The sequence below is a fragment of the Neobacillus drentensis genome, from assembly GCF_036962765.1.
Classification (GTDB): Bacteria; Bacillota; Bacilli; order Bacillales; family Cytobacillaceae; genus Neobacillus; species Neobacillus drentensis_C.
In genome coordinates, this window is record NZ_JBALOS010000260.1 from 1 (window position 1) to 13,120 (window position 13,120).

The window sequence follows — 13,120 nt, forward strand, 5'->3', positions numbered from 1 at the left end:
GTACTAGATGGAGTACAGATGTCTACAAATACACATATCAATGGTGACAGACAGGTAAAGGTTGATAGTAATTTAAATACGAAAGATGAAGAGCAAAAAGGATATATGTATGCTTTTCTTTCTAATGATGTATTAAGTGCAGGTATATGGTCTAATACGGAGAATAGTTTAGCAAAAAAATTAGCTCCAGATTCTTATGCTGCAAAAACTGATGCACAAAGAATTACAGCTACGGCTACGACTAATAGTGTAGGGCAAAAAACAATTGGTTTAAGTAGTACATTCTGGACGTATCAAAAATCAGAAGAGCATCGTAAGGAAGATGGTACTCTTGAGCTAGAAGATGGAACAGTAAACAAGGTAAATGAAATGCCATCTGCGAAGGTTGTTATTACTGCCGACGCTAATGGTGATAAAAAAATAAACTGGCAAGACGGAGCTATTGATTATAGAAATATTATGAACGAACCTCTAGGGGCAGAAAAGGTTCCAGACTTAGTCGGTTACCGCATTAGCATGAACTTTGGCGGTCAAGCTCAAAATCCTTTCTTAATGGCTTTAGATGGAGTTAAGAAGTTTTCTTTAAATACCGATGGACTAGGGCAATCTATTCTCCTGAAAGGTTATGGTAGTGAAGGGCATGATTCTGGTCATTTAAATTATGCAGATGTTGGAACTCGTATCGGTGGCGCAACGGATATGAAAACATTGCTAGCGAAGGGTAAAGAATATGGGGCAACTTTTGGAGTTCACGTGAATGCAAGTGAAACTTATCCAGAGTCAAAATATTTCCAAGAAGATCGTTTATTAAAAAATCCAGATGGAACTTATAAGTATGGTTGGAACTGGATTGACCAAGGAATAAACATTGATGCTGATTATGATTTAAGAAATGGTAGAGCACAACGATTCAAAGATTTTTATGACGTCCTTGGTGGCAAAAAGAATGATTTGAATTTTATTTATGTAGACGTTTGGGGTAATGGACAGTCAGGTGATAATAGTACATGGCCAAGTCGTCAGTTAAGTAAAGAAATTAACAGTTTAGGTTGGCGCTTAGGTAGTGAGTGGGGATATGCTAACGAGTATGATTCTACATTCCAACACTGGGCAGCTGATTTAACTTATGGTGGTTATACTCTAAAAGGTATCAATAGTACAATTACTCGTTTCATTAAAAACCATCAAAAAGATGCATGGATTGGTAACTATCCTAAGTATGGTGGCGACGCTGATGCTCCATTATTAGGTGGCTACAGCATGAAAGACTTTGAAGGATGGCAAGGTAGAAGTGACTACAAAGCCTATATGGATAACTTGTTTGCAGTGAACGTTCCGACAAAATTCATCCAACATTATAAAGTAACACAGTGGGAAGATGGTAAAGCAGTTGAAATGACAGATAATAATAAAACTTACAACTGGGTACCAGGCATGAAGGCAGTATTAAAAGATGACTCTGGTAAAAATACACTTGAAATTGAAAGAAAGTCTAATGATTTTGCAAATGATAAAGATGGTTACCGTACAAGAACTATGACATTTAATGGTAAGGAAATATTTGAAGGTAAACCTGGTGATGAAAAGTATTTAATTCCATGGTCTTGGGATCAAAATGGTAAAAAATTATCATCAGCGAATGAAAAATTATACCATTGGAATACAAACGGTGGAGAAACAACTTGGACTGTTCCATCTGGCTGGGAAGGTACAGTTAAAGTTTATGAGTTAACAGAACTAGGTAATGAAAATGGGGAAGACGTTGCGATTAAAAATGGTAAGATCACATTAAATGCAAAAAAATCTACTGCATATATCATTCATAAAAAAGCGAAATCTAACAAAGATGTTAAATGGAGCGAAGGAATGCATCTTGTAGATACTGGCTATAACAGCAATTCCCTAAAAGATTGGAAAGTTACAGGAGATTCAAAAGCGGTTAAGATTACGAAGAGTGAAGGTAATAATAACATGTTAACAATCTCTAACAATAAAGAGAAAGTAAATGTTACTCAAAATGTAACAGAATTAAAACCAAATACTAAGTATGCTGCTTATGTTGGTATTGACAATAGAAGTGAAGAACAAGCAAGTATAACCATTACTTCTAACGGTAAAAAGTATACAAATAGTACTGGTAAATCGATCGCTAAGAACTATGTAAGAGCTTATGCACACAATACTTTAGGTTCTGAGCAAGCAAAAGCAGATGGTCAAATGACTTCAACAATAGATGGAACAAGTTATTTTCAAAATATGTACGTATTCTTTGAAACTGGTAATAATGCATCTGATGTAACCATTGATTTGTCTAGAGATGCTGGGAATGGTGCAAGTTACTATGATGATATTCGTATCGTAGAAAATAACGCTAATAACCAAGTAAGCAGTGATAAATTCGTACAAGACTTTGAAAGTGTTGCACAAGGTATCTATCCGTTTGTAATTGGTGATATAGAAGGTGTAGAAGATAATCGAACTCACCTTGCTGAATTAAATGCACCATATACTCAAAGAGGTTGGAACCAAAAACTAGTAAATGATGTTATTGCTGGTAAATGGTCAATTAAAACGAATGGTTTAACAGAACGTGACACACTTGTATACCAAACAATACCTCAAAACTTCAAATTCAAACCAGGTGTAACGTATAAAATCACTTTTGATTATGAAGTAGGTAGTGATGGAACTTACGCAGTAGTAACAGGTAATGCTCCATTTGAAGAAAAAGGAGTATTAACTAAGGATGAATTAAAATCAACAGCAAGTAGCGATAAGGATGCAAGAACTGGCACATATTCCTTTACTTTAAAAGGGGATGAATCAGGTCAAAGCTGGTTTGGTATTTATTCTACTAACAAAGCTGCCGATACTCAAGGTGTAAAAGGCTCACAAGCTAACTTTAATGGCTATAAAGATATTATGCTTGATAATCTAGTTATTGAAACGATACCAAACGAATAGAATCAGTTGTTTTAAAATGGGGGAAACTGACTGTAATAAATTCAATTTTTGTANNAAATAAAGTAGTAGATAATATGTTCCATTCTAATAAGCAAGTGATTGTTAAGGAAGTTATAAAGAGTCGAGAGAAATCTCGACTCTTTTCTATTTTCAACGCAACGGCTTTACCTTCCTGACAAAACGTTCGAAAAAAGAATAATTTTTCCATTATGCGGAGGGCCAGAAGACAATCCATGCCATCAAGATCGCAAGCGAATGAATCAACGAATGCATTTGAACTCATTTCATGAGTTCTTTTTTTGTGGAAAATGGTGAGAAACGAGAAAAGTATAGGAGAATACTAGAATGCGCCAATATTCCCCCAAGTTTTATGATGATTTCGATCGATTTTTAGGGCGTAGACGCGGAATTTTGGAAAAAGGTTCCTGGAATTTAGTCCATTTGCCTATTTTTCGTTCAACTCATTGGATCTAAACAGGCGGATAGGTGAAAAATTCCCCCAATTTACGCTAGTTTACTGTTTCGGTAGAATGACATTATAAGTATTAAGAAAATTTTAAATACTTATAATGTTAAATCAAAACAACAGGATTGATCAGGGTCAGTCGGAGGGGGAAGCTATGAAAAACAAACGCACGAGGAAGTCGATGAAGGTCCTGTCGGTCGCAACGATGATTGGGTTAACCTTTTCGAACATGTCATTAGGACATGCCGAAGAAACCAAGTCAAGACCGATCGTCGCAAACGAAGAGGGGCCAACGGCTGGAATTTTAGTCACAAACAATGACAAAACCCCTAGTTCAGCCCTGTTATCGCCTGAAAAATTGGCGGAACTAACAAAAAAAGGGGAAAAGAGTATCGAGGCTGCGGCAGCTAGCTATTTAAAAAAGAAACTAGCAGGTAAAGAGTCTCTCTCAACTTACGAAACACACAAACCAGATGAACTGGTTTCCGTAATTGTTGAGTTAAAAGGTCAAACGGTTTCGGATATGACAGAAACCGTTGGGGCCACACAATTATCGCTAAATAAGGCACAAAGTCTTGTGAAAGCAGACATTGAAACCACAAAGAATGCCGTGATGAGTACCTTATCCATCGGGAAATCGAAAAGTGCAAAACCAGCCGTATTCAAACATGAATTCGAACATGTCTTCAAAGGGTTCAGTATTGAACACATCAAGTATAGTGACATTGAATCAATCAAGGATTTACCTGGTGTGAAAGCGGTAACCCTTCAAAAAACGTTCTACCCTGCGATGAACCAACAACATGAGTTAACAGGGATTAAGAACGTATGGAATGGTTCAAGCGTTGGGAAACCAACTGGTTATAAAGGAGAAGGGATGCTAATCGCCATCGTTGATACGGGCGTTGATTATACACATGAAGCGTTTCCTGATCCAAAAGATCAAAGTAAATTACGCATCAAAAAAGGGAAATTTACGCGTCCTGATGGAACGACTTCCCTAAAGGTTGTCGATGGATACAACTGGGCGGACCAAAATGATGATATCATTCCGCGTGTGGAAGATCCAAACAATGCAACAAGTTCACATGGTGTGCACGTCGCTGGGATCGCAGCTGGTTCTGGACCTGTGATGCAAGGTGTTGCGCCAGAAGCGCAAATCATTGCGGAAAAAGTATTTTCAGACCACCAAGCCGGTGCGTTAACAGAAGATATTATCAAGGGGATTGACCATGCGTCCGCACTTGGAGCAGACACCATTAACATGAGTTTAGGGTCTTCTTCTTCATTCGATACAAGAGACGCAAATGATCCACTTGGGATTGCCATCCGAAATGCAACAGACGAAGGACATATCGTTGTTGTGGCTGCAGGGAATGCATCAAATGCCTATGCAGACCGTGGAAGAGGATTAGGTGAAAGTATCAAAATCGGCGAAACGCCTGATTTAAATAAAATTGGAAATCCTGGTGTGTATCCAGATTCCTTTACCGTTGCAGCAGCAAACAATTTGGTGTCAAACCATTCCTATACATTCTCTGGTGATGGATTGAACAATACATTTTCAGGTGAAGGCCTAGATGACTGGCACTGGAACGATGACAAAAACAAAATTTATTCTCTTGTGACACTTGGGGGAAAAGTTGGTGAACTGTCTGACTATAAGGATATCGATGTCACAGGGAAAGTGGTCTTAGTCAAACGTGGTACCATTAATTTTGGCGAAAAAGTAGCGAATGCAAAACAAAAAGGCGCTGTCGGTATCATTGTTTATAACGGAAGTGCGACGCAAGCAAAGCCAGAACCACAGGGGTTCAGTAGTATTCCATTTTCTTTCCTTAGCTACGAAGATGGCATGATGTTAGAAGGAAAATTTAAAGAATTGTCTTGCGATGATGATGGTGGCATTGTCATCGGACCAATGAGTGCAAATGATCCGGTTTCGATCGACTTTGCGATTCAAGGAGAAAAAATTGGTTCGGCTTTTGCAGAATCGAACCCAGGTCAACCAACAGACTTTACCTCTTGGGGAACAACAAGTGATTTATTATTAAAACCAGAGATCATGGCACCTGGTCATGCCATCATGTCGAGTGTTCGGACGATTGATCCAAACCAACACAATGGCTACGAAAGCGAAGACGGCACGTCAATGGCAGCACCTTATGTGGCGGGCGCAGTGGCTGACGTGATGCAAGGGCTGATTGCAAAAGGATTCACCCCGGGAACAAGAGCGTTTGCTCAATTAACGAAAAACGTTCTGATGAATACTTCCATTCCGGCAAAACGCGATTTCGTCAATGGAGACAATTCGATCAACCGAAATGACTACATGACAGAGTACCAACCTAGACGACAAGGTGCTGGGATGATTCGTCCGGATCTTGCACTCCAAACACCGGTTGTGGTGAGTGGTTCGACTGGAACAGGTAGCATTAGTTTAAAAGAAATCGGAAAAGAAGCATCGTTTACGATCACAGCACAAAATCTTACGAATAAGGCAGTGACGTATAAACTAACCGGCACCGTGATGACGGATATCTTAAAGGATTCACTGAAAACAAATTCAGATAATATTCGTAGCCGCTATTTAGATGATGCGAAATTGTCATTTGATAACAAGGAAATTACGATTCCTGCAAATGGCACAAAACGTGTAACGGTGTCGTTCACACTTGGTGCATCTGCTCTGAAAAATACGTTTATCGAAGGGTATATCTACCTGGAGCCAACGGACTCAAATCTCCCACTATTAAACGTGCCATATAACGGATTTTACGGAGATTGGGATGAGCCGACTATCATTGATACGAAAGACACAACGAATGTGTGGGGCAATTCAGGCGGTGGCACACAACTTGCGCTTCAAGTTGGCCCACTGTATTTGGGGTACGATCAAATATTTGGGATCCCAACAACAGAAGCCCAGAAAGCGCTTGGGGACAAGTTTTATGCGTTTGGTCTAGGTTTCTATCCAGTACCGGCCATCTCATTATTACGTAGTGCACGAAACTTGAACATCGATGTCGTGGATAAAGACCATAACGTGGTGTCGCACATCACAAATGACGAATGGGTTGTGAAAACCGATCCGTATAGCGGAGGCTACCCTTCTGCACTCCAAGAAAACTGGGTTTGGTATGGTTGGAATCAAGCCGTCGACCTTCCAGATGGGCAATATTATTTCGCCATGACGGCAACAGCTGATGGAAGTAATACAAAACCACAACCAACCGTATATTTACCAATGTACAAAGATACAACTGCACCAACATTAAATATTCTTCGTTCAAAAGATTATGATGAAAAAACACATCCAGAGACAACGAATAACGATTCGTATACGGTGCGTTGGACAATGGATGATGGGGATGCTGGATTTGTGGATGGCAACGTATTCCTTGCTGTCAACGGGAGTGAGCCATTTACGACTTATCGTGATGATGTGAAACAAAACGAAGATGGTTCATACGAACTGAATATCCCTGGATTAAACGAGGGACTAAACACCATTACGATTGCACCGATGGATAAAGTCGGCAATCAAGGTGAACCACATACGGTTGTTGTCAAAAAAACAACAAAACATGTATGGATCGATTTATCGACCGCAACACTTGGGAACAAAGTACCAAGTATGTACTGGGATGTAGACGGGAAACCAGGCGATGAGTTTACCTTAAACTTTGATGCGTTTGGGCCAAAAAATGGCGTGAAAAAACTGCAAGCGATCGTTTTACGAGATTATTACGATAACGCGAGTATCATCGGCTCACCTGTTGATCTAAATGTAGAGGATTTAGTCACAGAAACACCTGCTTACGCTGAGTATAGCCAGTACCAAATTAAAGGGAAATTCACCATTCCTGCTACCTTGGAAAAAGGTCAATATTATGTGAAATTTGTTGCATTAGCAGACGGTGAAAATTGGAATGATCAAACCACTTCAGCCATTGGGATTAAAACGTACGTGGATACAGATGCACCAACGATGACGATTAACCCAACGAAAATGAAAGCGTATGTTGAAAAAACAGGCGATCCGGTTTCGCTCATGATCAACACATCTGCAACAGATAGTGTGAGTAATTCACATGGGTTTAAATTAGACGTAGCTGTTGATGGAAACGCGCCAAAAACAATGGGCAGCGTGACGAATTCTTCAACAACAGCCCAAACATTCCGTTATCCTGTTGTACTTGATAATGGGGTTCATACGCTTCAGTTAACAGCAACGGATGCAGTCGGCAATACACGAAACACAACATTTAGTGTAAATGTGCAGAGCGACAAGGTAACGGTAACAAATGACGGAACGACAACTGACGTGGCGATCAATGTGGCGCCATATAAAGACGGCACACGACAACCAGAAATTAAATTGGAAATGGATGAGTTCAATATCGAAGGATTTGACCCATGGGTGTCTGGTTATCTTGTTTCACCTTATGGGAATACGAAAAATTATTCCTCGAATCCGGATTTAGTACCTATCCTATTAGTTGGAAATCAACAAAATGTGGCAAATCTGAATTATATGCCAGACGCGATTCCATCTTGGAATAGACCAATTGGTGATGTGTATGACTTTTATTATGTAAGAGTTGGATACGACGACCCAAGTAGCATCCCACAAGGAGACAGCGAGTTCCCAGTGACAATGATTGACTACTTAGGTCATGAAACGACGATTAAGGTACCTGTACACAAAAATTCGTACATCCCAAAAGTCAAATTTGACGAAGCGATCATTGATGCAACGGGTACAGCTACATTCTTTACGTATGATTCAACGTTCACCGTAAACGGAAACGTGACCGCTGTGAATAATAACTTCTACGCGGAATGGGTTGATTGGAATCGAAGAGTTGCGGGAGAAGACAACTTCTACAAAAACTTATTCGATCCAACGTCAGCATGGCGAAGTGGACCATATGACGATGCGTTTAACCAACTAGGCGGAGATATCCCAGCAGGATACAACAATGAGCCGGGTGTGAAACGTTTCAGTATGCCAACGGGTGAGTTAAAACCAGGTGCGAACTTTTTTGAAATTGATGGTGGAAGCACGATTAGTGAAAACCCAGCTCATCCATTCGCAGGGAATCATCCACTTGTCTTTAATGTGGTGGTTTATCGTCTTGGGGCTGCTGAAAATGCGGATCAAGCACTTGCAACAATGGCTTCAGAAAAATTATCATGGGAAGCGATCAAAGGGTTAAACACGGACAGTACAAATGTGTTAACGCATCTATCCCTTCCGACTGTTGATAAAGAAAATAAAGCAGACATCACGTGGAAAAGTAGTGATGAGTCAATCGTTACACCAGACGGACATGTGTATCGACCAGAAGTTGATACACATGTGACCTTAACAGCCATCACAACAGTTGGAGAAGCGACAGGAACGAAAACGTTTACGGTTACCGTCAAAGCGAAAAACGGAGACGATCGTTTTGCAGTCGCAGAAGATGCATCATTCCTAACGTGGGATGTAATTCGCGGAGCGAACACAAACGAAAATGATGTCGCACAAGCACTTACATTACCAACAAGAAGTTCAAATGGCTCGAAAATTTCATGGACGTCAGATGATGTGGCGCACATTACAAATCAAGGTCGCGTGTACCTACCGTTATTTAACGAAGGCGATGCGCACGTTGAACTCGTTGCGAAATTCACACGAAACAAAAGTACATTCTACAAAACGTTCCATCTAACAGTCCTAAAAGATAGCAAAAACGAAGAACGCACAAAAGTGTTGCAAGCTGCTAATTCAATTGAAACAAGCGACTTACTTGGCGACAACACGAGTGATTTAGACATCACAAAAGACTTAACGTTCCCAACAACGGTTGGAACAAACGGCGTTGAAATCCGATGGGAGTCAGATGCACCAGACGTGATCGCAAATGACGGAAAAGTGACAAAACCAGCTCAAAACCAGTACATTCGAGTGACGGCTTACTTAAAACTAGGCAATTTAGGTTTGGCAAAACCGTTTTATTTCTTTGTGCGAAGTGAAGATACGTCATACGATGCAAGTGTGGTTGCAGCAAAAGCGTCCATTACGTGGAACGTGATCAAAAACGCGAACAGTGCGCAAAACGCAGTGAAATCCGCGTTAACGTTGCCAACAAAAGGCGCAAACGACACGAACATCAAGTGGTCATCAAATGTTCCTTCGATTATTGGAGCAAATGGAACAGTGAAACGCCCAAGTTATGTGATGGGCAATCGAACCGTTACATTAACCGCAACGATTACAAAAGGAAACGCAAGCACAACAAAAGCATTTACCGTAACCGTTTTACGTTATGAATCACCAATCAAGTTAACGGTCACAACGAAATCAGTTGATGACAATGACACGGTGATCTCAGGAAAAACAGAAGCAAACGCAACAGTAATCGTGAAAAACAAAGGCTTCCAAATTGGAAGTGGAAAAGCCAATGCGAAAGGCGACTTCAGCGTGAAGTTCGCAGCGCAAAAAGCAGGAACGACGCTTTCTGTTTATGCAACGAACACAATCGGCAATCAAAGTTTAACAACCACGTTTACGGTAGCTGATAAAACGGCACCGAAAGCACCAAAAGTGAATACGGTCGATGACAATGATCGTGTATTCACTGGCGTAACGGAACCAAATGCAGTGATTACCATCAAACTAGGGACAAAAGTGATTGCAACTGGAAAAGCCGATTCAAAAGGTGTCTTCCAAGTGAAAATTGCAAAACAAAAAGCAGGAACGATGTTAACTGTGACGGCAAAAGACTTAGCTGGTAATGTGAGTACCTTTTCGAAAGTGACTGTACTTGATCGGACTGCACCAACAAAACCAAGTATTACAAGTTTAGTAGGCAGTTCGAAGTATGTCACCGAGATAAAAGGAAAAGCAGAAGCAAATGCAATCGTTGTGATCAAAGTAGGCAACAGCGTCATTGCAAAAGGCAAAGCAACAAGCAAAGGAACATTTAGCATTAAATTACCAAAGAAAGTGAAGCGAGGCACTACGTTCACGGTCTACGCGACAGATGCAGCAGGAAACAACAGCATCTCAATCAAACGGAAATAAAGTAGCGTTCATCGCAAACAAGAAAAAACCGCCATGTCGATGGCGGTTTTTTTCGTCTAGACCGAAAAATCGCGACTATTTTAGCTAGAAGCTGTGCTTTTTCTTCATCCTCGAAATACTTTAAAATCCAAAAATCTACATGTAAATGAAAATATATCCCTTCCGTTCAAATTAAATATTTGTTTCTATCATGGTTTTGGATGATAATTTTAAATGGTGAGTGCCTCATTTAATTTCAACAAGATAACACTATAGAAAGGATGAGAGTAATGAATAAGAAATTAACGAGTTTAATTATTAGCCTAATAATTATTTTGATAACAGGCTGCAGTTCAAATAATTTTGAGATCAAGCTAGTTACCCCCAAATCATTTACACCAGGCCAATCTACTCCCATTCAATTAAAAATTTTAGACCGTGATGGTAAACCTGTAAAGGGCGCTGAGGTTAGTGTGAAATTGGATATGCAAGGGATGAGTCATGGAGATATTTCAATGAAAATGCAGGAAACAGGGAATGGTGTGTATGTTGGACAAGCTAAATTTGAAATGGAAGGGGATTATACTGCTGCTATTAAAATAGATTACAACGGAGAAAAGTGGTTGGGAGAAAAAAGATTTTCGATTGTTTATAATCATGCACAATAGTGTTAGAAACAGATTTTTTTTATAGAAAGAAGGGGGGACGGAGCAGAAGAACCGTCCCCCTGTTTACATTTCACCTATGCTCGAAAATTGAAATCGTTTCCATGAAATATAATTGTTTACCCTTGAGCAAGGCACAGGTTATAATAAGATTTATTATTTAGGATAGCGAAATAATTGCAACAAGGAAAAAATACTTCTTTTAGAAAGGCGATGGACATTGAATAAACCTAGTGGAAAAAAACGAATACAGCTTGCAATACTTCTTGGATCACTTGGACTGTTAGGACCCTTTACAATCGATACGTATTTACCGTCCTTTCCAACGATTGTTAAAGATTATCATACTACGGCTTCACTCGTACAAATTAGTTTAACTTCCTGTTTATTAGGCCTGGGATTGGGACAATTGGTTATTGGTCCTTTAAGTGATGTGAAAGGCCGCCGACAACCCTTGCTCATCTTTATCACCTTGTACTTACTTGCTTCTATAACCTGTGCGTTGGCGCCCAATATCTATTTCCTTATCATCGCTCGATTAGTCCAGGGCTTTGCTGCTGCGGGCGGACTTGTGATCTCTAGAGCAATTGTTCGAGATCTCTTTAGTGGGAAGGAACTGACCAAGTTCTTTACGATGATGGTGTTAGTGGGTAACCTTGGACCAATCGTTGCACCGATTGCTGGTGGGGGGATTCTTGCTTTTACCAATTGGCATGGGGTTTTTATTGCGTTGGCTTGTATAGGTACGGTGTTGCTCTTCACGGTTGCATTCAAATTAGAAGAAACTCTGCCAGAAGAAAACCGTGTTCCAAGCAATTTGCCACAGATTATGAAGAATTTTGGTTCTTTATTCAGAGATCGAACGTTCATGGGATACGCACTAACTTCAGGCTTTACTACAGCTGGAATCTTTGCCTATGTATCTGGGATTCCGTTTGTCTATCAAAATATTTACGGAGTCACACCGCAACAATTTAGTTTTTTATTTGGGACCAATGGATTAGCATTAATTATTGGGAGTCAGTTGGTCGGCCGATTGGCTGACATCGTTTCGGAGCGAACTTTCTTAAAGATAGGGTTAGTCATCTCTAGCATAGCGGGTGCAGTTTTACTAATTGCTCTGTTATTAAAAGCTCCGCTTTTCGCCGTCGCGATTCCGATCTTCTTTTTTATCTCTTCTATCAGTATGATTGGAACCACGTCTTTTGCTTTAGCCATTGAAACGCAAGGACATATTGCGGGCAGTGCCTCTGCCTTATTAGGTTTATTGCCATTTGTCCTTGGCTCATTAGCGGCTCCACTGGTGGGAATAGCAGGGGCGAATTCCGGCATTCCTATGGGCGTGATCATCTTTTGCTCAAGTCTTCTGGCTTTCTTTTCCTATTTTGTAATGGTACGAAAAGCAACGCTCGGGATACAAATTTCCAATGACCAGTGCTCAGTAAAGAAACCCAGTATCTAAAAATACAAATTTAAAGGAGAACACATTTCGATAAGTAGCGAATGTGTTCTCCTTTATTTATCTACCAGATTTCATTGCGTGCAAAATAGGTGTGAAATAGCCAGCGATTTGGAGAGTGAATATTGACATTCATTCAACCTAAAGGGAAAAACTAGAAAAAATCCATTTGGTATGTATCTGAACAGACTGGTATACTATTTTTATCATCTGAAACGAAAGAATGGAGATTTACGTGAAAAAACAGCGTAACATTATTTTATACATTGGTACTTCAATAGATGGCTATATTGCAAATGAGGATGGTACATTAGAGTGGTTAGAATCAACAGAAGTAGAGGGAGATTCTGGCTACCATTCACTCCTAGAAAGAATTGACACTGTTGTTATGGGAAAAGGAACTTATGATGTCATTCGTGGATTTGATATGAATTATCCTTATAGTGATTATAAAAATTATGTATTTTCTAAATCTGTTAGTGGATCAGATGAATATGCTTCATTTATTGATG

At 39.9% G+C, this 13,120-nt stretch carries 5 protein-coding genes; all 5 read left to right on the forward strand.

Translation table 11 applies throughout. The features are described 5' to 3' along the window. The coding region (locus tag V7137_RS25745) for an endo-alpha-N-acetylgalactosaminidase family protein (protein ID WP_335700713.1) at positions 1 to 2,964 on the forward strand (2,964 nt) is incomplete at its 5' end. 620 nt (positions 2,965 to 3,584) lie between these two features. Next, a complete protein-coding gene (locus tag V7137_RS25750) occupies positions 3,585 to 10,505 on the forward strand; it encodes an immunoglobulin-like domain-containing protein (RefSeq protein WP_335700714.1) in 6,921 nt (2,306 codons plus the stop codon). A 269-nt stretch (positions 10,506 to 10,774) separates the two neighbouring features. After that, positions 10,775 to 11,152: a FixH family protein gene (locus tag V7137_RS25755; RefSeq protein ID WP_335700715.1), complete on the forward strand. Its 378-nt coding sequence runs from the start codon at positions 10,775 to 10,777 to the stop codon at positions 11,150 to 11,152. A 217-nt stretch (positions 11,153 to 11,369) separates the two neighbouring features. Then, entirely contained in the window at positions 11,370 to 12,611 is a 1,242-nt protein-coding gene (locus V7137_RS25760) for a Bcr/CflA family multidrug efflux MFS transporter (protein WP_335700716.1), read from the forward strand. Positions 12,612 to 12,843: 232 nt separating this feature from the next. Continuing rightward, a partial coding sequence (locus tag V7137_RS25765; RefSeq protein WP_420490179.1) for a dihydrofolate reductase family protein occupies positions 12,844 to 13,120 on the forward strand: 277 nt, incomplete at its 3' end.

Excerpts from the sequence above, each read along its gene's own strand:
- V7137_RS25750 (WP_335700714.1), top strand. The coding sequence starts at position 3,585 with ATGAAAAACAAACGCACGAGGAAGTCGATGAAGGTCCTGTCGGTCGCA.
- V7137_RS25755 (WP_335700715.1), top strand. The coding sequence starts at position 10,775 with ATGAATAAGAAATTAACGAGTTTAATTATTAGCCTAATAATTATTTTG.